Source organism: Polaromonas sp. P3_A5, assembly GCF_056403055.1.
The window spans coordinates 3,631,509-3,653,691 of the sequence record NZ_JBFUGF010000001.1 but is presented as its reverse complement, the minus strand read 5'-3'; the positions used below and the strand labels follow the sequence as shown (position 1 = coordinate 3,653,691).

The 22,183-nt window shown below is 58.6% G+C and carries 19 protein-coding genes; 16 read left to right on the top strand and 3 right to left on the bottom strand.

The window, feature by feature from the left end; genetic code table 11:
• The first annotated feature begins 22 nt into the window (after positions 1-22).
• The 4 genes from AC1DU8_RS17490 (at position 23) to AC1DU8_RS17475 (ending at position 5,555) form a co-directional block, all read left to right on the top strand.
• Positions 23-2,242 carry a cytochrome c biogenesis protein ResB gene (locus tag AC1DU8_RS17490; protein WP_457279743.1) on the top strand — a complete coding sequence of 740 codons (2,220 nt, stop codon included), beginning with the start codon at positions 23-25 and terminating at the stop codon, positions 2,240-2,242.
• Positions 2,239-3,639: a c-type cytochrome biogenesis protein CcsB gene (gene ccsB, locus AC1DU8_RS17485; RefSeq protein WP_457279742.1), complete on the top strand. Its 1,401-nt coding sequence runs from the start codon at positions 2,239-2,241 to the stop codon at positions 3,637-3,639. Before AC1DU8_RS17490 ends, ccsB begins: the two co-directional genes overlap by 4 nt.
• 109 nt (positions 3,640-3,748) lie before the next feature.
• Complete coding sequence (gene msrP, locus AC1DU8_RS17480; RefSeq protein WP_477727023.1) at positions 3,749-4,747, top strand: protein-methionine-sulfoxide reductase catalytic subunit MsrP; 999 nt, start codon at positions 3,749-3,751, stop codon at positions 4,745-4,747.
• Positions 4,748-4,907: 160 nt separating this feature from the next.
• Entirely contained in the window at positions 4,908-5,555 is a 648-nt protein-coding gene (locus AC1DU8_RS17475; protein ID WP_457279740.1) for a protein-methionine-sulfoxide reductase heme-binding subunit MsrQ, read from the top strand.
• A 67-nt stretch (positions 5,556-5,622) separates the two neighbouring features.
• Here AC1DU8_RS17475 and lysA read toward each other — a convergent pair whose 3' ends face one another.
• On the bottom strand, positions 5,623-6,903 hold the full coding sequence (gene lysA, locus AC1DU8_RS17470) for a diaminopimelate decarboxylase (protein ID WP_477702723.1): 1,281 nt from the start codon (positions 6,901-6,903) through the stop codon (positions 5,623-5,625).
• Positions 6,904-7,065: 162 nt separating this feature from the next.
• Positions 7,066-7,272, bottom strand: coding sequence for an LPS translocon maturation chaperone LptM (gene lptM / locus AC1DU8_RS17465; protein ID WP_477666046.1), 207 nt, complete (start codon positions 7,270-7,272; stop codon positions 7,066-7,068).
• Between the two features lie 12 nt (positions 7,273-7,284).
• Between lptM and cyaY the strand changes: the two genes are divergently transcribed.
• A complete protein-coding gene (gene cyaY / locus AC1DU8_RS17460; protein WP_457279737.1) occupies positions 7,285-7,635 on the top strand; it encodes an iron donor protein CyaY in 351 nt (116 codons plus the stop codon).
• 81 nt (positions 7,636-7,716) lie between these two features.
• On the opposite strand, the gene AC1DU8_RS17455 is transcribed toward cyaY, so the two are convergent.
• The gene (locus AC1DU8_RS17455) at positions 7,717-10,128 is read right to left on the bottom strand and encodes a penicillin-binding protein 1A (RefSeq protein WP_457279736.1); all 2,412 of its coding nucleotides are present in this window, start codon (positions 10,126-10,128) and stop codon (positions 7,717-7,719) included.
• Between the two features lie 268 nt (positions 10,129-10,396).
• Between AC1DU8_RS17455 and AC1DU8_RS17450 the strand changes: the two genes are divergently transcribed.
• The 11 genes from AC1DU8_RS17450 (at position 10,397) to AC1DU8_RS17400 (ending at position 22,079) form a co-directional block, all read left to right on the top strand.
• The gene (locus AC1DU8_RS17450) at positions 10,397-11,476 is read left to right on the top strand and encodes a pilus assembly protein PilM (protein ID WP_457279735.1); all 1,080 of its coding nucleotides are present in this window, start codon (positions 10,397-10,399) and stop codon (positions 11,474-11,476) included.
• Positions 11,473-12,141, top strand: a complete 669-nt coding sequence (locus tag AC1DU8_RS17445; protein WP_457279734.1) for a PilN domain-containing protein — start codon at positions 11,473-11,475, stop codon at positions 12,139-12,141. Before AC1DU8_RS17450 ends, AC1DU8_RS17445 begins: the two co-directional genes overlap by 4 nt.
• 22 nt (positions 12,142-12,163) lie before the next feature.
• The gene (locus AC1DU8_RS17440; RefSeq protein ID WP_457279733.1) at positions 12,164-12,832 is read left to right on the top strand and encodes a type IV pilus inner membrane component PilO; all 669 of its coding nucleotides are present in this window, start codon (positions 12,164-12,166) and stop codon (positions 12,830-12,832) included.
• Positions 12,829-13,383: a pilus assembly protein PilP gene (locus AC1DU8_RS17435; RefSeq protein ID WP_457279732.1), complete on the top strand. Its 555-nt coding sequence runs from the start codon at positions 12,829-12,831 to the stop codon at positions 13,381-13,383. The genes AC1DU8_RS17440 and AC1DU8_RS17435 overlap by 4 nt, the downstream gene beginning before the upstream one ends.
• On the top strand, positions 13,380-15,488 hold the full coding sequence (locus tag AC1DU8_RS17430) for a type IV pilus secretin PilQ (RefSeq protein ID WP_457279731.1): 2,109 nt from the start codon (positions 13,380-13,382) through the stop codon (positions 15,486-15,488). Before AC1DU8_RS17435 ends, AC1DU8_RS17430 begins: the two co-directional genes overlap by 4 nt.
• A 157-nt stretch (positions 15,489-15,645) precedes the next feature.
• Positions 15,646-16,182, top strand: coding sequence for a shikimate kinase (locus AC1DU8_RS17425; RefSeq protein ID WP_457279811.1), 537 nt, complete (start codon positions 15,646-15,648; stop codon positions 16,180-16,182).
• 45 nt (positions 16,183-16,227) lie between these two features.
• Positions 16,228-17,343, top strand: a complete 1,116-nt coding sequence (gene aroB / locus AC1DU8_RS17420) for a 3-dehydroquinate synthase (protein ID WP_477666049.1) — start codon at positions 16,228-16,230, stop codon at positions 17,341-17,343.
• Between the two features lie 99 nt (positions 17,344-17,442).
• Complete coding sequence (locus AC1DU8_RS17415) at positions 17,443-18,639, top strand: deoxyguanosinetriphosphate triphosphohydrolase (RefSeq protein WP_477690040.1); 1,197 nt, start codon at positions 17,443-17,445, stop codon at positions 18,637-18,639.
• A 33-nt stretch (positions 18,640-18,672) separates the two neighbouring features.
• A complete protein-coding gene (locus AC1DU8_RS17410; protein WP_477690039.1) occupies positions 18,673-19,917 on the top strand; it encodes an MFS transporter in 1,245 nt (414 codons plus the stop codon).
• Between the two features lie 192 nt (positions 19,918-20,109).
• Positions 20,110-21,258 (top strand): ABC transporter substrate-binding protein, encoded by a 1,149-nt coding sequence (locus AC1DU8_RS17405; RefSeq protein WP_457279727.1) that lies wholly within the window; start codon positions 20,110-20,112, stop codon positions 21,256-21,258.
• Between the two features lie 110 nt (positions 21,259-21,368).
• Positions 21,369-22,079: a transposase gene (locus AC1DU8_RS17400; RefSeq protein ID WP_477666050.1), complete on the top strand. Its 711-nt coding sequence runs from the start codon at positions 21,369-21,371 to the stop codon at positions 22,077-22,079.
• The last annotated feature ends 104 nt before the right edge of the window (positions 22,080-22,183 follow it).

Sequence of the window (22,183 nt, the reverse complement as noted above, 5' to 3'; positions counted from 1 at the left end):
AACCGCAGGTTCCATTTCAAGCATGACAGTTTCCACCGAGGGTATGAAGGTCAATTGGGGCTCCCGCAGCTGGCGGGCGGCGGTGGAGCTGCTGTCGTCCATGCGGTTTTCCATTTCGCTGCTGACGGTGATCTGCATCGCATCGATCATCGGCACGGTGCTCAAGCAGGCGGAGCCGCTGGGCAACTACGTGAACCAGTTCGGTCCGTTTTGGGCGCAGGTGTTCAGCCTGCTCAGCCTCAACACCGTGTATAGCGCCTGGTGGTTCCTGTTGATCCTGGCTTTTCTGGTGGTCTCTACTTCTTTGTGCATTGCGCGCAACGCCCCCAAGATCTTCGCGGACCTGAACCAGCTCAAGGAAAACGTCCGGGAGCAAAGCCTCAAGGCCTTTGGCCACCGTGCCGAGGCTGCATTGGCAGAGTCACCCGAAACGGCTGCGCGCCGCATTGGCCAGACGCTGGTGCAAAGCGGCTGGAAGGTGAAACTGCAGCAGCGCGCCGGCAACGGCTGGATGGTGGCGGCCAAAAAAGGCGCGGCCAACAAACTGGGCTACATCGCAGCGCACAGCGCCATCGTGCTGGTCTGCGTGGGCGGCCTGCTCGACGGCGACATGATCGTGCGCGCGCAGATGTGGCTGAACGGCAAGTCGATTTATGCCGGCGGCGGCCTGATTGCCGATGTGCCTGCCCAGCACCGGCTCAGCGACAAAAACCCGACGTTTCGCGCCAACCTGCTGGTGGCCGAAGGCACTCAGTCCAGCACCGCCATCCTGAACCAGCCGGGCGGCGTATTGCTGCAGGAACTGCCGTTTTCCATTGAGCTCAAGAAGTTCATCGTTGAGTATTACTCGACCGGCATGCCCAAGCTCTTTGCCAGCGACATCATCATCCACGACAAGGAAACCGGCGAAAAGATCCCGGCGCGGGTGGAGGTCAATCACCCGGCCAACCACCGCGGGATCGAGATTTACCAGTCGAGCTTCGACGACGGCGGCTCCAGCGTGACGCTCAAGGCCATTCCGATGGCCGCGGCCAGCAAGCCGTTTGAAATTCAGGGCACGATCGGCGGCTCCAGCGGCCTGACCAACGGGCAGGGCGATGGCGCCGAAAAGCTGACGCTGGAATACACCGCGCTGCGGGTCATCAACGTGGAAAATTTCGCGTCGGGCGGGAGCATGGGTTCCGGGGCCGATGTGCGCAAGGTCGACCTGCACCAGGCGATTGACACACGGCTTGGCGCGGCGAACAAGACCGTGACGCAAAAAGAGCTGCGCAACGTAGGCCCCAGCGTGAGCTACAAGCTGCGCGATGCATCCGGGCAGGCCCGTGAATTTCACAACTACATGCTGCCGGTCAAGACGGATCCGGCGGAAGACAGCCCGGCGGTCTACCTGATGGGCGTGCGCGAAACACCGTCCGCGCCTTTCCAGTACCTCCGGATCCCGGTGGATGCTGAAGGCGGCATGGAGACCTTTTTGCGGCTGCGCGCGGCGCTCGCCAATCCGGCGCAGCGTGAGCTGGCGGTCAGGCGCTACGCAAGCCAGGCCATTGGCCGGGAGCGGCCGGAGCTGACGCAGCAGCTTGCTGCGTCGACGTCGCGGGCACTGGCCCTTTTTGCCGGTGACGTTGCAGACGCAGCGGGCGCAGCGCAAGGCTCGACGGGCAAGCCCAAAACCGCTGCAGGCCTGCAGGCCATCTCTGATTTCATGGAGGCCAACGTGCCCGAGGCCGAGCGCAACCGCGCCGGCGAGGTGCTGATCCGTATCCTCAACGGCGCGTTGTTTGAGCTGACGCAGATGACCCGCGAGCAGGCCGGGCTCAAGCCGCTGGGCCAGGATGAAAAGACGCGGGCCTTTATGTCGCAAATGGTGCTGAGCCTGTCGGACGCCAATTTCTATCCCGCGCCCATGGCGTTTGAGCTGAAAGACTTCACCCAGGTCCAGGCCAGTGTGTTCCAGGTGGCGCGTGCACCGGGCAAGACCATCGTCTACCTGGGTTGCGCCTTCCTGATCCTGGGCGTGTTCGCCATGCTTTATGTGCGCGAACGCCGCGTCTGGGTCTGGCTGGCACCGCGCGGCGCAGGGGGCGGTCAGGCAGAAGATGGCAATGTTGCGGGTTCAATGCCAGAATCGGCCGAAGGCCACAGTCAGGCCACCATGGCCTTGTCGACCAACCGCAAGACCATGGACGGTGACAAGGAGTTTGAGATGTTGAAAACGAAACTGTTGCAGGCGCCTTTATGAATACCTCCACGATCAACCACACCGCGGTGAACACCACCACGCTGAAGGCCGGCGGCGACAGCACGCTGAGCCTGAACGAGGGCTATTTCGCCCGGCGCAATGTATTGGACTGGGTGTTTGCTGCGCTGGTCACCGGCGGCTTGCTGTATGCCTTCGCCCGCTACAGTGATTTCATGGATGTCTATGAAAAAGGCATCCTGTTCGCGGCCATTCCGGCGGCTATCGCCATGGGCTGGTTCTGGCGGCCGTTGCGGGTGCTGATGATGGTGGTCAGCGCCTTCGCGCTGCTGGGCATCGCGTCCTACCAGGGAGATCTGGCGCGCGCCGAACAGGTGTTCTGGCTCAAGTATTTCCTCTCCAGCCAGTCGGCCATTTTGTGGATGAGCGTGCTGTTCTTCATGAGCACGATTTTTTATTGGCTGGGCATGTTCGCAAGCGGCGCGACCAATGCGCAGGGCCATAGCAGCCATAGCGCCGTGCTCGAGTCGGTAGGTTCAAAAATTGCCTGGGCCGCCGTCAGCATGGCGTTGATCGGTACGCTGGTGCGCTGGTACGAAAGTTACCTGATAGGCGCAGATGTGGGACACATTCCGGTCAGCAACCTGTATGAAGTGTTCGTGCTTTTCTGCTGGCTGACCACCACCTTTTATCTCTATTTCGAAGCGCAGTACAACACGCGCACTTTAGGGGCGTTTGTCATGTTGGTGGTCAGCGCAGCCGTCGGTTTTCTGCTTTGGTACACCGTTGTGCGGGAAGCGCATGAGATCCAGCCGCTAGTGCCTGCGCTCAAAAGCTGGTGGATGAAATTGCATGTGCCGGCCAACTTTATCGGCTACGGGACTTTCGCACTCTCCGCGATGGTTGCGCTGACCATGTTGCTGAAAACCGCGACCAGCAAATCTCTGTGGATTGGCCTGGTTGCCTTGCCGACCGTCCTTGTTGTCTTGCCTTTGACGGCCGTGATGTTTTTCGGATCGGCTGAAATGGCTCCCGCCATGGGTAAGGCTCTGCGCATGGTCGTTCCCACCGTCATCTTCTTTGTGGCCGTCATTTGGGCGCGCAAGGCGATTAATGCGCACACACCGGATGCCGTCGTTATGGACGACCTGATGTACAAGGCCATCGCTGTAGGCTTTGCCTTCTTCACCATCGCCACGGTGCTGGGTGCCTTGTGGGCCGCCGAGGCCTGGGGCGGCTACTGGAGCTGGGACCCCAAAGAAACCTGGGCATTGATTGTCTGGCTCAACTACGCCGCCTGGCTGCACATGCGGCTGATGAAAGGGCTGCGCGGCACGGTCGCTGCCTGGTGGGCGCTGGTGGGGCTGGTCGTGACTTCCTTTGCCTTCCTGGGCGTCAACATGTTCCTCTCGGGCCTGCACAGCTACGGAACCTTGTAGCCGGCAGCAAGTCCTTGTAAGGTCGGGTTAATTCGCCGGCCGGGTTGAATCCCTGTAAGAAGTTGCTGCGTATTCAGACTAACCCTTAAACGGATTTCAAGGACCTCACATGCTCATCAGGACCCACGCCAGCGGCTTCGACCACCCCGTTCCCAGCGAGATCACGCCGCAGGGCATTTATCACGGCCGGCGCGACCTCATCAAACTGATGGCCACTGGCGCCGCAGGTGCTGCCATGGCCGGATGGGCCGGGCGCCAGGCGATGGCGCAAACGGTACAAAAACCCGGCAAACTGGCGGCGCTGGCCGGTGGCAAATCGGCGGTGGCCGGTGCGGTGACCATGGAAAAGATCACCGACTACAAAGACGCCTCTACCTACAACAATTACTATGAGTTCGGCACCGACAAGGCCGACCCCGCCAAGAACGCCCACACCCTGGTGACCAAGCCCTGGTCGGTGGCCGTCGAAGGCCTGGTCAAGCAGCCCAAGACTTTCACGCTCGAAGACCTGATCAAGCTGGCACCGCAGGAAGAGCGCATTTACCGCCTGCGCTGCGTCGAGGGCTGGTCCATGGTGATCCCGTGGGTGGGGTATTCGCTGTCGGAGCTCATCAAGAAGGTCGAGCCGCTGGGCAACGCCAAATACGTTGAATTCGTCACCCTGGCCGATTCCAAGACCATGCCGTTTGTGGGTTCCCGCGTGCTCGACTGGCCGTATGTGGAAGCCCTGCGCATGGACGAAGCCATGCACCCGCTGGCGCTGCTGGCCTTCGGCATGTATGGCGAAGTGCTGCCCAACCAGAACGGCGCGCCGGTGCGTATGGTGCTGCCCTGGAAGTACGGCTTCAAGAGCGGCAAGAGCATCGTCAAGATCCGCTTTACCGACAAGGAGCCGCGCACCGCCTGGAACAAGGCCGCTGCGCAGGAATACGGCTTTTATTCCAATGTGAACCCGGACGTCGACCACCCGCGCTGGAGCCAGGCCACCGAACGCCGTATCGGTGAAGACGGCCTCTTTGCCAAGAAGCGCAAGACGCTGATGTTCAATGGTTACGAAGCGCAGGTTGGCCAGCTTTACGCGGGCATGGACCTCAAGAAGAATTTCTGAACAATATGGCCCCCACGCTTGTCGCTTCGCGTACTGCGCTGCCCCCCGGGGGGGCCGCTGCGCCTGCGGCCCGGCAAAGCCGGTTCCGCGGCCCCTGCTGGTGTGAGGGGCATGGGGCGTTGCATCTCGACGAGAGTCGCTCCGATAGCGGATGGCTGTGATGGCAAGCTCGCAAAAATGGTTGCTGCATCCTGCTGCTAAACCAATGCTCTTCGCCGTTTGCCTGCTGCCCTTTGCGTGGCTCTTCTATGGCGCTTTCACTAACCAGCTGGGCGCCAATCCGGCCGAGGCGTTGATACGCGCCACCGGCGACTGGACATTGCGCTTTATCTGTATCGTCCTGACGGTCACGCCGCTTCGGGTCATCACCAGCACGCCTGCACTGGCGCGCTTTCGGCGCATGCTGGGGCTGTTCGCGTATTTCTACGTCGTCATTCACCTGCTGAGCTACAGCTGGTTCGACATGGGCTTTGACTTTGCCGATATTGCCAAAGACATCGCCAAGCGGCCTTTCATCCTTGTGGGGTTTTCGGCCTTTGTGTTGCTGACGCCCCTGGCGGCTACGTCCTTCAATGCGGCCATCAAAGCCATGGGTGCCAAACGCTGGCAGTGGCTGCACAAGCTGGTCTACCTGATTGCCGGCTTGGGGCTGCTGCATTTTTTCTGGATGCGCGCCGGCAAGAACAATTTTGCCGAAGTGTTCGTTTACGCCGCGATCATCGCCCTGCTGCTCGGCTGGCGTGTGCAGCAGTTCTTGAGGAAAAAGAGGCCAAAACCCATATACGACGTGCGCAACCAGCTATCATAATGATAGCGGTATGCGCTGATCGACGCTGATCCGATGAGGCACGTGCTTGCCCGGGCGTGGTTCCGGATTAGCCCGCTATCAGCTGTTCCTGCCGCATCTGGTCTTCAGCGCTTTCCCGCCGGCGTATGAGGTGCACTTCGCCACCGTCAACCAGCAGTTCAGCGGCCCGGCCACGCGTGTTGTAGTTGCTGGCCATGCTCATGCAGTACGCACCTGCCGACATCACGGCCAACTGGTCACCCGCTGCGACAGACAGCACGCGGTCGCGGCCTATCCAGTCGCCGCTTTCGCAGACCGGGCCCACGACGTCATATGTCGCCTCGGCGGCCGTGCCTTCCCGCAGGGGTGCGATGGCGTGGAAAGCCTGGTACATCGCGGGACGCGGCAGGTCGTTCATCGCCGCATCGACGATGCAGAAGTTCTTGTGCTCGCCCGGTTTGACATAGAGTACTTCCGTCAGGCAAACCCCGGCATTGCCGACCAGCGAGCGGCCCGGCTCGATCATCAGCTTTTTGCTGCCGTAGCCGCGTGCGTCGATCTTCGCGAGCAGCTGCTGCCAGAGCGCGTCGGCTTCGGGCGGGGTGTCGTTGTTGTAGTTGATGCCCAGGCCGCCGCCGAAATCGATATGTTCGAGCGGGATACCCGCAGCTTCAATGGCTGCCACCAGGTCGAGCACCCGGTCCATGGCGTCAAGGTACGGTGTGGTGTCGGTGATTTGCGAGCCGATGTGGCAGTCGATGCCGACGACCTGCAAGCCTTTCAGCGAAGCCGCGTGCCGGTAGATGCGCAGCGCGTCTTCGTGTGCCACACCGAACTTGTTGTCTTTAAGGCCCGTGGAAATATAAGGGTGCGTCTTGGGATCCACATCGGGATTGACGCGAATGCTGACGGGCGCACGCATGTCCATGGCGAGAGCCACCCCGGACAGCACATCCAGCTCGGCTTCGCTTTCGACATTGAAGCAGCCGATGCCGGCGCTCAGGGCCTGGCGCATTTCGCTGCGGGTTTTGCCTACGCCTGAAAAAATGATCTTCCGGGCCTCGCCACCAGCGGCCAGTACGCGGTTGAGTTCTCCGCCCGAAACGATGTCGAAGCCGCAACCCGCCCGGGCAAACGCCTGCAGGATGCCGAGGGACGAATTGGCCTTCATGGCATAGTAAATTTGCGCGTTGCGCCCTGCAAAGCCGCGCTGGTAAGCCGCCAGCGCCGAAAGCATGGCCGCCTTGGAGTAGACAAACAGCGGTGTGCCGTGTGCCGCGGCCAGATCGCCAAGCCGGACATTTTCAACAAACAGCTCGGTATCGCGGTAAGCGAAATGGGGGTGGCCGGGGAGAGGTTGGCGGGTCATGAAGAATGGGCTTTGAAGCGGTTGGAGTTATTGGCAACTATCTTAAGGAGCGCCGGGCTTGCGCGCCATGATCGATTGACGGCATGAACGGTCGGGCGCCTTTAGATTGAAGGCCCAGCCACCGGATGGCCTGAATCTTCAATGAATCGGCCAGGTTGCTGGTCAGCGAGCGGCTGACGCCGGCGTTGCAGGCGCGGCAGCCGGCGGCGCTGTAGTGGCTGTGGCCGGCACCTTCGGGGGAACCGGCAGGTAAAGTGCGCCTTTTTGTCCGCAACCGGCCAGCAAGGCCGCGCCGACCACAATTGCAGCAAGGCCATAGCGGGAGGCCGAAGGGCAGATGCGGCCTAAAATTTGAGCTGAAGAAACCATGATGGGATTGTAATGACGGACCTTGAATACCAGGATCTGGCCGAGAGTGCACTCAGGGCCGTTGAAACCGCCTGTGACCGTATCAATGATGAGACCGACGCGGACATTGATAACCAGCGCACCGGTGGCATGGTCACGCTGACTTTCTCCAACCGCAGCCAGATCATCATCAACCTGCAAAAACCCTTGCAGGAAATATGGATGGCGGCCAAGGCCGGCGGATTCCACTACAAATTCAGTGGCGGGCAATGGGCTGACACCAAGGACTCGAGCGAGTTTTTTGCCAATTTGTCTCGCTATGCCAGTGAGCAGGCCGGCCAGACATTGCTGTTCGCGGCCCCCGTGGAAGCAAATAAAGCGTAGCAGCAGAAGCTTGCAGGTGTGCCGTGATTGGCGTTGAAACAAAAAAGGGCTCCGTGGAGCCCTTTTTTGATGCGTTTCATCTCAGTTCTTGAACAAGTCCAGAATGCGCTTTTTCTCGTCCGAGGGTGGTAGCACCTGGATCGCGCCTGGCACTGCCGGCGTGGCGGCAGCTGCCGGGTCTTGTTGTATGCCCACCGTGCTGACCCCCGAGCCTTTGGCATATTCGCTGTAATACCACTCTCCGCCAACGTTGACGACACCTTCGGGCGCCGGGTATTCGGTCACCGGCACGCCCTTGAGGGCGTATTCCATGAAGTTGATCCAGATCGGCAGGCTCAGGCCTCCGCCGGTTTCCCGGTCGCCGAGTTTTTTCGGCGTGTCGTAACCCATCCACACCGCCGCCGTCAGAGTAGGCTGGAAACCCACGAACCAGGTGTCGATCGAGTCATTGGTGGTACCGGTCTTGCCGAAAAGGTCGGGGCGCTTGAGCGTGGCTTGCGCTTTGGCCGCCGTACCCGAGCGTGCGACTTCCTGCAGCAGGCTGTCCATGATGAACGCATTGCGCGCATCGATGGCCCGGGCCGATTCGTCCAGCACGGGTGGCTTGCTTTCCAGCAGGACTTTGCCGCGCTGGTCGGTGATTTTGGTGACCAGGTAGGGATTGACGCGGTAACCGCCGTTGGCAAATACCGAATAGGCGGTGGCCATTTGTATCGGGGTGACCGATCCGGCGCCCAGCGCCATCGTCAGGTAGGCGGGATGTTTTTCGGCCTCAAAGCCGAAGTGGGTGATCCAGTCCTGCGCATACGGGGCGCCGATAGCCTGCAGTATGCGGATGGAAATCATGTTCTTGGATTTCTTCAGGCCGGTCCGCAGACTCATGGGACCGTCGAAAGTGCCGTCGTAGTTTTTGGGCTCCCAAGGCTGGCCGCCAGTGACGCCGGCGTCAAAAAACAGCGGGGCGTCATTCACCACGGTCGCTGGGGTAAAGCCCTTCTCGAGGGCAGCGGAGTAAATAAAGGGCTTGAAGCTGGAACCCGGCTGGCGCCATGCCTGGGTCACATGGTTGAACTTGTTTTTCTCAAAATCAAACCCGCCCACCAGCGCCCGGATGGAACCGTCGCGCGGATCAAGGGCCACAAAAGCGCCTTCCACTTCAGGCAGCTGGGTGATTTCCCAGGTGTTTTTCGGTGTTTTCGCCACGCGGATTAAGGCGCCGCGGCGAATCTTGATGTTGGGCCCTGCCTTGTCAGCCAGTCCGGATTGGGCGGGTTTCAGGCCGTCGCCGGTAATTTCAACTGTCTCGCTGTTCTGGCGCATGGCCAGAATCCGTTTGGGATTGGCTTCCAGCACGATGGCCGACATCACATCTCCGTTGTCGGGGTTGTCGGTCAGTGCGTCGTCAATCGCATCTTCCGTTTCCTGCGCATTGGCCGGAAGATCGATGAACTTCTCGGGGCCCCGGTAAATTTGCCGGCGCTCATAATCCATGATGCCCTTGCGCAAGGCCTTGTACGCGACCGTCTGGTCGGTGGCACGCAGGGTGGTATAGACATTCAGACCGCGGGTGTAGGTTTCGTCCCCGTACTGGTTGTAAACCAGCTGGCGGACCGTTTCAGCGACATATTCTGCGTGCACCCGGCCCGCGTCAGGCCCGGTCCTGACCTTGAGCTCTTCTTCTTTGGCGGCCTTGGCCTGTTCGGCGGTGATGAAGCCGTTTTCTTCCATCCGCTCGATGATGTAGAGCTGGCGGGCCCGGGCCCGCTTGGGATTGATGATGGGGTTGTAGGCCGAAGGCGCCTTGGGCAGGCCTGCCAGCATGGCTGCCTCGGAGATGGAGATGTTTTTCAGGGGCTTGCCGAAATAGGCCTCTGAGGCCGCGGCAAAGCCATAAGCCCGGTTTCCCAGAAAAATCTGGTTCATATAGATCTCAAGGATCTGGTCCTTGGTCAGCAGGTGCTCCAGCTTGAAGGTCAGCAGGATTTCATAGATCTTGCGGGTATAGCTTTTTTCGGCCGACAGATAGACATTACGGGCCACCTGCATGGTGATGGTGGAGGCGCCCTGGCTCTTGGCCCGGCCCACATTGGCAAAGCCGGCCCGGATCACGCCCAGGTAGTCCACGCCGCCATGCGAGAAAAAGCGGGCATCTTCGATGGCCAGAACCGCGTCCTTCATGACCTGCGGGATGTCCTTGATCGGGGTGAGGCTGCGGCGTTCTTCCCCGAATTCGCCAATAACCACCCCATCGGCGGAGTAAACCCGCAACGGCAACTTTGGCCGGTAGTCTGACAGGTCTGAGATATCCGGCAGGTTGGGGTAGGCAACCGACAGCGCTACAGCCACAAACAGCAAGACGGCGGCAACACCAGCCAGTAGCAGGCCGCCACTCCACAAAAAGAGCATGACCAGCCAGCGGGGGACGAGGGACTTTGCGCGACCTTGCTTGAGCGGGGCAGAGTTTGAATCAGAAGACGTGGGTGTGGAGGGCATGTAGACAATCGTAAAGTCGCGTCACCATTATAAAAATCCCGGGAAGCGGGTTGTGCGGGGTGTCAGGGCAAGGGCCATACTTTTACGTTTGCAGACAACGTTTTAGGGAACCTTGCAAACTCCTGGCCCGGTACGACCGTCTGCTTTTGACAACGTTCCAGATGTCCAAAACAGGAAAAATCCTTACTGCACAAAGAGCTTACTGCTACTATTCAAGTGATTTCTTAAGTATGCAGGGCTACATATTAGCCGTCATTTGGGGACCGCCTTGATCTCTCTGGGATCGTTATTCAACCGCCAACAACCCGCTTTGCTGGGTTTAGATATCAGCTCATCCAGTGTCAAGCTGGTGGAGTTGAGCCGTGACAAGGCCGGTAATCTGGTGTTGGATCGCTGTGCGATCGAACCGCTGGAACGAGGCTGGATTACCGATGGTAACGTCGAAAAGTTTGACGAAGTGGCCGACGCGGTGCGCCGGCTCGTCAAGAAAAGCGGAACCCGCACCAAGAATGTGGCGATGGCCCTGCCGGCTTCGGCGGTCATTACCAAAAAAATCATTCTCCCGGGCGGCCTCAGCGACGCAGAGCTCGAAATTCAGGTCGAATCCGAAGCCAATCAATACATTCCGTTCTCGCTGGATGAAGTCAGCCTCGATTTCTGCGTGGTAGGCCCGAGTGCTACCTCCAGTGGCGACGTTGAAGTGCTGATTGCTGCTTCGCGCAAGGAAAAAGTGCAGGACAGGCAGGGTCTTGCGGAAGCCGCCGGGCTCAAGCCTATTGTTATAGATGTGGAGTCGTATGCCTCCCGCCTGGCCACCGCCCGCTTGATTGAGAGCCTTCCCAACAAGGGCGTGGACACCATGGTGGCCCTGTTTGAAGTGGGTGCATTGACGACCAGTATGCAGGTCATCAAAAACGATGAAGTACTTTATGAGCGTGATCAGGCCTTCGGTGGAGCACAGCTGACGCAACTCATCATTCGGCAGTACGGTTTTTCCCCTGAAGAAGCAGAAAGCAAAAAACGCAGTGGCGATTTGCCGGAAGACTACGAATCCGGCGTGCTGAAGCCTTTTGTCGAGAGCATGGCGCAGGAAATCGGACGGGCCTTGCAGTTCTTCTTTACCAGCACACCGCACAACAAAGTTGACTATGTGATGTTGGCCGGCGGCTCGTCCGCCTTGCCAGGCCTGACCGACTCCGTCACCCAGCAGACTTCATTTGCCTGCGTGCTGGCAAACCCTTTTGAGGGAATGGAGCTCGGGGAAGGCGTACGTGAAAAGAAGATGCGGCGCGAAGCGGCATCCTACCTGACCTCTTGCGGTCTGGCTTTGCGGAGGTTTCTGCAGTGATTCTCGTCAATCTGCTTCCCCATCGCGAAGCTGCGCGCAAGCGCAGGCGCGAAGTATTTTTTGCCACGCTGGGTATGGCGGCCTTGATCGGCGGTCTTATTTGCGGCGCTGTTTATTCCTGGTACCTTGCCCAAATTGAGGGCCAGCGGGGAAAGAACAATTTTCTGAAAACGGAAATTACCCGGTTGGAAGGACAGATCAAGGATATTGCCACGCTGCAGGCGGAAATTTCCGCACTCAGGGCTCGCCAGAATGCCGTGGAAGACCTGCAGGGAAACCGCAATCTGCCGGTGTATTTGCTGAGCGAACTGGTCAAGCAGTTGCCCGATGGGGTGTATATCACCAGCATGAAACAAGACAATCAGGCCGTGTTTATCACTGGCGTCGCACAGTCAAACGAACGTGTTTCGGAATTGTTGCGCAACCTTGCTAACAACAGTGCGTGGTTAACCCGGCCGGAACTTGTAGAAATCACCGCCAGCACAGTCTCACTGAGTGCCCGTGACCAGCGCAGGGTATCCAATTTTTCAATGAAGATTGGTTTGAAGCGGGCCAGCGATCCGAAAACTGTTGGCGCCACACCGGCAAGCTCAGGGACAGTACCGGTGGTGTCGGGGGCGGCTGCCAAGCCAGCTTCTGCCGCTTCGGTGCCGGCCAAGGTATGAGGCGGAATGAACGAGTTTGACTATGGCAAAAATCTCTAAAAATTCCATCGACTTTGGAGCAATTCAAAGTAGTCTGAAGTCCCAGTTTACGGGCCTGGATCCCAATGATCCACCTTCATGGCCAGCACTTCCACGTTACCTCCTGTGCGTGGCCGTGACGATTTTTGTTGTCGTGGCTCTTTGGTTTGTATGGCTCAGCGCATCCGATGAGGAGTTGACCGCAGAGAAAGCCAAGGAAGTCAAGCTTAAGGAAGACTACACGGCAAAGCTTGCGCAGGCTGTCAATCTGGATGCGCTGAAGAAGCAGCGCGAACAGGTTCAACAATATGTAACCCAGCTTGAAAAGCAGCTACCGAGCAAGGCCGAAATGGACGCACTGCTTTCTGATATTAATCAGGCGGGTTTGGGGCGTAGTCTGCAGTTCGAATTGTTTCGCCCAGGTCAGGTTAGCGTGAAGGAGTATTACGCGGAATTGCCGATCGCTGTTCGAGTCACAGGCAGGTATCACGATATGGGTGCTTTTGCGGCTGATATTGCCAATCTTTCCCGCATTGTCACTCTGAATAATCTGACCATATCGCCCGGCAAAGATAGCACCTTGGTGATGGATACCACGGCCAAAACGTTCCGCTATCTGGACAATGATGAAGTAGCCTTGCAGCGCAAGAGCGCTCCTGGAGCCAAAAAATGAGTGCAGGAAAATACGCGGTAATTTTTTGCGGTTTGGCAGGGATTTTATTGGGCCTGTCCGGCTGTGGTTCCTCTGAACAGGAGGAGTTGCAGGAATGGATGACGCAGCAACGGAACGCTACCAAGCCTAAGGTAGATCCGCTGCCGGAGCCCACTAAATTTTCACCTCAGTTGTATGGCCAGGAAGGTTCCATAGAGCCTTTTAGCATTCAAAAACTGACACAGGCACTGAAACGTGAATCCAATCAGGCGACGGCCAACGCCGCCCTGATCGCACCTGAACTGAGCCGACGAAAAGAACCATTGGAGGCATATCCCCTGGATGCTATTGCCATGGTGGGTAGCCTGATCAAGGTTGGCCAGCCAGTTGCGCTGGTACGAGTGGACAACCTGATTTATCAAGCCCGCGTAGGGAATTACCTGGGCCAAAACTACGGCCGGATCACCAAGGTCACTGAAACAGATCTCGCCTTACGCGAGATAGTGCAAGACGCCGCGGGTGAGTGGATAGAGCGGACCGCGACTTTACAGTTATTAGAGGGATCAAAATGAACAAGCAGACACCGGCACTAGAGACGCAGGAAAAAAAGGGCCGCCTGCAGCTTTTGTTTGGGCGTGTGTTGCGTTGTGCTTCGCTCAGTCTGGCATTTTCTGTAACTGCCGCTCCCTTGCTGGCGCAGGCACAGAATGCCATCCAGGCTGTTTCCGGATCAGTTCAGGGCGGTGCAGAGGTCATTCGAATCGATTTGGCAGAACCTCTGGCTGCGGTACCGACGGGTTTTAGTATCCAGACGCCAGCGCGTATAGCACTTGATTTTCCCGGGGTTGGTAACTCCATGGGACGATCTGCAGTGGACCTCAACTTGGGAAATCTGCGCTCGGCGAACGTCGTGCAGGCGGGTGAAAGAACCCGTGTAGTACTGAATCTAAAGGTGCCAACGGCGTATAAGGCTGAGATTCAAGGGAAATCGTTGTTGATTACCCTCGATTCAGTGGCGGTGGCTGCGCCCTCCGCTACTACACCGCCAGTGTTTGCTGAAAATCGCAACACCGACACATTGCCCTTGAAGGACATCGACTTCCGTCGTGGCGTTGAGGGTTCTGGCCGTATCGTTGTGGACCTGCCCAATAACCAGGTTGGCGTGGATATACGCCAACAAGGCCAGACTTTGGTGGTTGAGTTCCTGAAAACCGCATTGCCAGAAGGACTTCGCCGTCGTCTGGATGTGGGCGATTTCGGAACACCAGTGCAAACCGTCACCACATTTCAAACGGGGGATAAGGTCCGTATGGTGGTCGAGCCCAAGGGCGCCTGGGAACACAGTGCGTATCAAAGTGATAACCAGTTTGTCCTGGAAGTGCGCCAGCAAAAAATTGACCCAAGCAAGCTGACGCAAGGACCTGGGTATAACGGTGAGAAGCTATCCCTGAATTTTCAGAACATTGAAATTCGCTCCCTTCTGCAGGTGATTGCAGACTTTACGAACTTCAATATCGTGACGTCGGACTCGGTTACCGGTGCGGTAACGTTGCGTCTGAAAGATGTTCCCTGGGATCAGGCACTGGACATTATTCTTCAGGCCAAGGGACTGGGCATGCGCAAAACAGGCAACGTCTTGTTGATCGCACCCAAAGACGAACTTGCAGCCAAAGACAAGCTGGAACTGGAGTCAAAGAATGCGATTCAAAGTCTGGAAACGCTCCGGACCCAGGATTTCAAGCTTAACTATGCAAAAGCTGCAGATATTGCGGCAGGGCTGTTGGGCTCCGGTGCCGGTGCTACAAAGATACTGTCTGCGCGAGGCAGCGTGATATCGGAGGCGCGCACCAATCAATTGTTCGTTACCGACATACCATCGCGACTTGAACAGGTGCAGGCGCTGATCGCGAAATTAGACGTCGCAGTCCGTCAAGTGTTGATTGAAGCTCGTATCGTTGAAGCGTCGGATTCCTTCGGTAAATCTCTGGGCGTGCGGTTAGGGGGTCGACCTTTCACCCAGGGTAATAACACCGCTTTTGGCGGGTCGTATAGCCCGACAGTTGCAGGAACTACTGCAGGTGAATTCGTGAGCCTGCCTGGTGTGGGCCAAAACGGATTCAACGCAAGTACGTTTGCCATTTCTTTGTTCAATGCCGCAAAGACACGATTCCTTAATCTTGAGATTTCTGCATCTGAAGCAGATGGCAAGACGAAAATTGTTTCCAGTCCACGTGTCGTGACTGCTGATCAGGTGAAGGCTCTGATTGAACAGGGTACAGAGCTTCCCTATCAACAGGCGACTTCCAGCGGTGCCACCGCTATTGCCTTTCGAAAGGCAAACTTGAAGCTCGAAGTCACTCCGCAAATAACGCCGGAGGGGAACATCATCCTTCAAGTGGACGTGAACAAAGATAGCGTGGGACGTGAAACAGCGAACGGATTCGCGATTGATACCAAGCATATTCAAACGCAGGTACTGGTGGAAAATGGTGGAACCGTGGTCATTGGCGGCATTTTTGAGCAAAATGATCGTGACAATGAAACCAAAGTCCCGCTTTTGGGCGACATCCCCGGTGTTGGCAATTTGTTCAAACAAAGAACGCGATCTGCCACGAAGTCTGAATTGCTGGTGTTCATCACGCCCAAAATGCTGACTAACGGATCTGCCCTGCGTTAATTCCGACCACCCGTCTGATCGCCTTGGGCGAGTTCGAGGGCGGTAGGTAAAGAAGGCGTCGTGCTGAAGGACTGCGCGTGGGACTGCCAGTCCTCTGCGTAGTTGCTTGGCATGCTTCTGGGCAACCTTTCCTCCATATCAATTGAATGCACATCCGTTGAGAATCGCCTGCGTGGGCTTGCCTGGGTCGGGGAAATCCACCGTCGGCAGGCACCTTGCCCGAAGAATGGGGTTGCGGTTCATTGACTCGGATCAGGTGATAGAACAACGTATCGGTTGCTCTATCCGTGAGTTTTTTGAGCGCGAAGGTGAAGACGCATTTCGCGACATCGAGCAACTGGTCATCGATGAGTTGACTCAGGGTGAGGTTTGCGTACTCTCCAGCGGCGGCGGGGCTGTGCTGCGCCCCGCCAACCGGCAACATCTTCGGGAGCGGGCGCAGGTGGTTTACCTGCATTCCATCCCCGAAGAGGTTTTTCGCCGTTTGCGGCATGACCAGAACCGCCCCTTGCTTCAGGTGGCCGATCCGCTGGCGCGGCTCAGGGATCTTTACGCCGCCCGTGACGCCCTCTATCGGGAAACGGCACACTATGTCATTGAAACAGGCCGCCCTTCAGTCTCTACGCTGGTCAACATGATCCTGATGCAGCTGGAGCTGGCAGGCGTGATGGCTCCGCCTCCCGACCGGCCATAACCATTGGCAAGCCTTGGAAGGGGTGGAAGCCTCTACACTTCTTCCATGCAAGAAAATTCCTCTTCCGCCGTTGCGACAATCCGGATTGATCTGGCCGAACGCAGCTATCCGATCGTCATTGGCAGCGGGCTTCTGGGAACCAGCAATACCTATCAGGACGTGCCCAAAGCCGCGACGGCGCTGGTGGTGTCAAACACCACCGTGGCACCGCTGTATGCCGCGCAACTCACCCGGGCATTGCAACAACGCTATGACAAGGTGCTGCTGGTCACCTTGCCGGATGGTGAAGCCCACAAGGACTGGCCAACCCTGCAATTGATTTTTGATGCGCTGCTGGAAAACGGCTGCGACCGAAAGACGGTGCTGTTTGCCTTGGGCGGTGGCGTGGTCGGCGACATGACCGGCTTTGCCGCGGCCAGCTACATGCGCGGCGTACCATTTGTGCAGGTGCCCACGACATTGCTGGCCCAGGTGGATTCCTCGGTTGGCGGCAAGACGGCGATCAACCACCCACTGGGCAAAAACATGATCGGTGCGTTCTACCAGCCCTTGCAGGTGGTGTGCGACCTGGATGTTCTGGCGACGCTGCCCTCTCGCGAACTGAGTGCGGGCCTGGCCGAGATCATTAAATACGGCCCCATTGCCGACATGGCATTCCTTGAATGGATCGAGACTAACCTGGAAGATCTGCTCGCCAGGGAGCCCGTGGCCATGGCCCACGCCATCCAGCGCAGTTGTGAGATCAAGGCATGGGTTGTAAGCCAGGACGAGCGGGAGTCGGGCTTGCGGGCCATCCTGAATTTCGGTCACACCTTCGGCCACGCGATTGAATCCGGTCTGGGCTATGGGGAATGGCTGCATGGCGAGGGTGTGGGCTGCGGCATGGTGATGGCCGCGCATCTGTCAGAGCGTCTGGGCCTGGTTGACAAGCCTTTTACGGAACGCCTGACCAATCTTGTCCGACGATGCGGCCTGCCGGTGCGAGGACCTGTGCTGTCAACCACCGACAATGCCGGCCGCTATCTCGAACTGATGCGCATCGACAAAAAATCCGAAGCGGGTGAGATAAGGTTTGTTGTGATCGACGGCCCCGGGAAGGCAGCCGTTCGCAGTGCGCCGGATGCCATGGTGCGCAGTGTCATAGATATGTGCTGTGAATAAGCGGCGGAAAATATGGAAGAGGTACCTGAAATTGCTATCAATTCAGGAGCTGCTTGCGCTTGTGAGGTATGGGATTCCGGTCATTTTTATGTTTAATTCATGAATCTCCAACCCTACGCCTGTGACCCTTCGCGTTCGCGCGGCCGCCGCTTTGCCGAGCCTGCTGCGCCAACCCGGTCCGAGTTTCAGCGCGACCGCGACCGTATCGTGCACTCCACCGCTTTTCGGCGCCTGGTGTACAAAACCCAGGTGTTTCTGAATCACGAAGGTGATTTGTTTCGCACCCGGCTGACTCATTCGCTGGAGGTCGCCCAGCTGGGAAGGTCCATCGCCCGCACGCTTCAGCTCAATGAAGATCTCGTGGAAGCCATTGCGCTGGCGCATGACTTGGGCCATACGCCGTTCGGCCATGCCGGCCAGGATGCCTTGAACGCATGTCTGAAAGCCTGTAACCCAGACAGCGCAGGCTTTGAGCACAACCTGCAAAGCCTGCGCGTGGTGGACTCCCTTGAGGAGCGCTATCCGGCGTACAACGGGCTGAACCTGACCTTTGAGACGCGAGAAGGAATCCTGAAGCATTGTTCCAGGCGCAATGCACGCCATATTGAAGCCCGCGAGCCGGACGGTGTTGCCCGCCGGTTCGTAGAGCCCGCTGACGGGCCGCGCTGGCAGCAACCCGGTCTGGAAGCACAACTGGCCAATCTTGCGGACGAAATAGCCTACAACGCACACGATATTGACGACGGCGTGCGCTCCGGCCTGTTAAGCCTGGAGCAACTGGAGGGTGTCGAGCTGTTCGCGCAACACTGCCGGGAAACGCAACTGGCGCACCGGGCGTTGAAAGGCCGGCGGCTGCTGTTCGAGACCATACGGCGCATGCTCAGTGCGCAGGTCTATAACGTGATGGATGCGACATCGCTTGCGATTTACAAGGTTGCCCCTGCCAGCGTGGACGAAGTTCGCAGGCATCCGGCGCTGGTGTGTTTTACCGAAGAAATGGCGATGCAGTCTGCATCCCTCAAACGTTTTTTGCTGCGAAACCTGTACCGCCACCCGAAAGTGGTGGAAACCACGCAGGCTGCCAAGCAGGTAGTTCGTGATCTGTTCGAAGCCTATATGGCCGACCCGGCCCAGATGCCGCAGGCTCACATCGACCGGTTTGACGGCATTGATGCCCCCCATGCGGCGGGCGCAAAACCCGAGAGGGTGGTCGCCGACTACATTGCCGGCATGACAGACCGCTTCGCCGCCAAAGAGCATGAACGTCTTAAGGGGCGCGCAGCCTTTCCGGTCTAAGTGGAGTTGTGGCCGCCCATCGCAGCAAACAACGTGACTGAGCCCCGGCCAACAACAACCCCGAGCCCGAACGCGGCCTGGTACGTGATGGCTGCCGGTGTGGTGGCCGCCCTTTACGTGGGCAAGCTGCCGCCTGCGCTGCCTGTGCTGGGAAAGGTATTGGGCGTGACATTGCTGCAGGCCGGATTTCTGCTGTCGCTGGTGCAGCTGGCGGGTATGGTGCTCGGGCTGCTCATCGGGCTTGTTGTGCAGCGTGCCGGCCTCAAGCGCAGCATGGTGGCCGGGCTGCTGGTGTTGTCCGGTGCCGGCCTGTTGGGCGGCGTGTCTCCCGATGTGCATTGGCTGCTGACCGCACGTGTATTCGAAGGGCTGGGATTCCTCTGGGTGGTGTTACCGGCCCCAGCCCTGATCCGCCAGCTGGTGCCACAAGAGCGACTCAACGGCATGCTGGGAGTCTGGGGCGCCTACATGCCGCTGGGCGCCTCTCTGGCATTGCTGGGAGGCCCCATGATCATCGGCCTGGCCGCACCTGACTGGGGTTGGCGAATCTTGTGGTGGCTTCTGGCCGCGCTGGCCGCAGTGCTGGCTTTGCTGGTCGCGTGGCAAGTTCCTGCACAGGGGCATCTGCATGATGGCATGTCCCCCCGGCAATCGCCGGCTCCTCATTTCCGTGGCGGAGATATTGTCCGCGCGACGCTGCGGTCGCGCGCAGCCTGGTACATGGCTGTTGCTTTTGCGATGTACTCGGGACAGTGGCTTGCTGTGGTCGGTTTCCTGCCGTCCATCTACACCCAGGCTGGCGTGAGCGGTGTGTGGGTGGCATGGCTTACGGCGCTTGCTGCTGCCGTCAATATCATCGGCAACGTCGCGGCAGGCAGGCTGCTGGAGCGTGGTGTACGACCGGTGGTTCTGCTTGGCGCAGGCTTCCTGTCGATGGCTGGAGGCGCACAGCTCGCATTTGCCGTGCAACTGCGCCCGGAAATACAGTACGTGGCCATACTGGTCTTCTCGATGGTGGGTGGCCTGATCCCCGCAACGCTGTTTAACCTGGCCATCCAGCTTGCGCCCCGCCGTGATGCCGTGTCGACCACCGTTGGCTGGGTCCAGCAGTGGTCGGCGCTGGGGCAATTTGCCGGTCCTCCGCTGGTTGCCTGGGTGGCCAGCACTGCGGGAGGATGGCAATGGACGGGTTGGCTTGCGACGGCCGGCTGCGCCATCGCCCTCGTGTTGGCGATCTTGCTTCATCGTCTGCCTGGATCTGCCCGCCAACGCACTTGAACGGGCGTATGTTGGCGTCCCATGCGCATAGGCTTATGACGTGTTGGCATTTCCACGGTGGTTTTTAGAGGTTGCACAGATTACGCTGAGGGCTTGCGCACAATTTGTGACATTTCTTCGGAATATTGAGCGCATGCTGAGGTACGGGCATCAAACCTGCTTTGGCTATTTCGTCTCTCAAAAGGTGTTCTCATGGGTTTCAATCGACGTCAACTAATTCTGCGCGGGGTTTCCGCGGGCGCTGCGGTAGCAAGCCCTGCGCTCTGGGCTCAAAGCAAAACCAGCCGCAAAATCGTTCTTGGCCAATCGGTGCCCTTGACAGGTGCAGCCGACCAGATCGGCCTGGCGTATCTGAATGGGGCAAAGATTTATTTCGACGCCATCAATGCAAAGGGCGGTGCCGGCGGTCACAAGATCGAAGTCAAGACACTCGACGACGGCTACAACCCGGCCAAGGCTGCCGCCAATGCCAAGCAGTTGATCGACGAAGGCGTCGACGCGCTGTTCGGCTTTGCCGGAACAGCCAGCTGCGACGCCGCGTTTGCCGCTTCCAAGGCATCCGGGGCGCTCTTTTTCGCACCTTTTGCAGCATCGGATGCGTTGCATGATCCTGCGCTGGCAAACATCTTTCATGTGCGCCCGGCGCTGGCTGACGAGGCCTACAAAATTGCACGCCACTGCGCCACCCTCAACCAGGACCGTATCGGTGTATTTGCCGAAGATGACGCCATGGGGCGGGGCGGCCTTGCCGCGGTGAACCAGGCCCTGATCGACCTGAAGCGCCCAGCCATCGTTGGCAGCGCCCTGTCGCCGGTCAACAGCGACAAGGTCGATGCTGCCGTGGCGCAGCTGATGAAGGCGCAACCCCAAGCCGTTATTCAGGTCAGCCTGTTCAATTCCTCGGCGGCTTTCATCCGCAAGATGCGCCAGGCCGGGTTTGGCGGTCAGTTCCTCAATTTCTCCGTGGTGGGGATTGACCCGCTGTTCAGCGCGCTGGGCAAAGAGATCGGCGGGGTTGTTATCTCGCAAGTGGTGCCTTCGCCGCGCAGCACCGGCACGCCCATCATCAAGGAATACCTGGATGTGCTGAACCAGACCGACCAGACGCCCAGCTATGAAAGTGTTGAGGGCTATATTGCGGCCAAAACGTTTGCCGAAGGCGTGCGCCGCAGCGCGGCCGGCAGCGGCAAGCCCGACCGGGCAGGCCTGCAAAAGGCGTTTGAAACCATGACCGACTACGACGTGGGGGGCTTTCGCGTCAACCTGCGCCCGAAGAAATACGAATCGGTGCGGGCGATTGATCTCGTCACCATCACGCCTGACGGCAAAGTCGTTCGTTAAGCGCCCTTGTTCCGGGGCGTTCTAACAGCGCTTCGATGGACTCGCAGCAGGCGGAAAAAATCGGGGTCAGATTCCTTTTATCATGATGCAAACTCTCGGTATTGCATTCCATGGCCCGCCTTCCCCGTCTGACGCTCCCCGGTTACCCGCACCACATCATTCAGCGGGGAAATAACCGGCAAGCTGTCTTTTCTTCGGCCGCCGACCACCAGGTGTTTTTGGCGTTGCTCGAAGAAAGCGCCCGCAAGTTCGGCGTTGCCCTGCATGCGTACGTGCTGATGGACAACCATTTCCATTTACTGGCGACGCCTTCCACAGCGGACAGCCTGCCGCAGATGATGCAAGCTGCCGGGCGGCGCTATGTGCGTTACTTCAACGACAGCCAGGGCCGCTCCGGCACCTTGTGGGAAGGGCGTTACCGGGCCACCGTGATCGAGGCCGAGCGCTACCTGCTGGCGTGCATGGCCTATATGGACCTCAATCCAGTCCGCGCGGGACTGGTGGCCGAGGTCAAAGACTATCCGTGGTCCAGCTACGGCCATTACGCAGGCCTGCGGGTCGACGGCCTGCTCACGCCACACCCGATGGTCTGGGCATTGGGCAACACGCCGTTCGCCCGTGAAGTGGCCTACGCCGGACTGGTGCGCGCCGGCATCACGCTGGAGCAGCAAGACCAGCTGACCCGATCCGCCCTGAGTGGCTGGGCCCTGGGTGGAGATGGCTTTTTGGCGGAGTTGCAAAAGCGCACAGAGCGCCGTGTCACCAGGAACCAGGCGGGACGCCCACCCCTGCGCGTGGCTGAGGGCCCGGATGATGAATAACTTCATATTTATCAAGGCTTGACGCGCTTGACTTTAATATGTCCCCAATTTATTGTTGATTAAATTAATCGACATTTAATTGGAATCTGACCCCATTTAAACCA

Coding starts and splice junctions, on each gene's coding strand:
- AC1DU8_RS17455 (WP_457279736.1), bottom strand. CDS start 10,128: ATGCCCTCCACACCCACGTCTTCTGATTCAAACTCTGCCCCGCTCAAG.
- AC1DU8_RS17475 (WP_457279740.1), top strand. CDS start 4,908: ATGGCAAGCTCGCAAAAATGGTTGCTGCATCCTGCTGCTAAACCAATG.
- cyaY (WP_457279737.1), top strand. CDS start 7,285: ATGACGGACCTTGAATACCAGGATCTGGCCGAGAGTGCACTCAGGGCC.
- AC1DU8_RS17435 (WP_457279732.1), top strand. CDS start 12,829: ATGAGTGCAGGAAAATACGCGGTAATTTTTTGCGGTTTGGCAGGGATT.
- AC1DU8_RS17400 (WP_477666050.1), top strand. CDS start 21,369: ATGGCCCGCCTTCCCCGTCTGACGCTCCCCGGTTACCCGCACCACATC.
- AC1DU8_RS17430 (WP_457279731.1), top strand. CDS start 13,380: ATGAACAAGCAGACACCGGCACTAGAGACGCAGGAAAAAAAGGGCCGC.
- msrP (WP_477727023.1), top strand. CDS start 3,749: ATGCTCATCAGGACCCACGCCAGCGGCTTCGACCACCCCGTTCCCAGC.
- AC1DU8_RS17490 (WP_457279743.1), top strand. CDS start 23: ATGACAGTTTCCACCGAGGGTATGAAGGTCAATTGGGGCTCCCGCAGC.
- lptM (WP_477666046.1), bottom strand. CDS start 7,272: ATGGTTTCTTCAGCTCAAATTTTAGGCCGCATCTGCCCTTCGGCCTCC.
- aroB (WP_477666049.1), top strand. CDS start 16,228: ATGCAAGAAAATTCCTCTTCCGCCGTTGCGACAATCCGGATTGATCTG.
- AC1DU8_RS17405 (WP_457279727.1), top strand. CDS start 20,110: ATGGGTTTCAATCGACGTCAACTAATTCTGCGCGGGGTTTCCGCGGGC.
- ccsB (WP_457279742.1), top strand. CDS start 2,239: ATGAATACCTCCACGATCAACCACACCGCGGTGAACACCACCACGCTG.
- lysA (WP_477702723.1), bottom strand. CDS start 6,903: ATGACCCGCCAACCTCTCCCCGGCCACCCCCATTTCGCTTACCGCGAT.
- AC1DU8_RS17415 (WP_477690040.1), top strand. CDS start 17,443: ATGAATCTCCAACCCTACGCCTGTGACCCTTCGCGTTCGCGCGGCCGC.
- AC1DU8_RS17440 (WP_457279733.1), top strand. CDS start 12,164: ATGGCAAAAATCTCTAAAAATTCCATCGACTTTGGAGCAATTCAAAGT.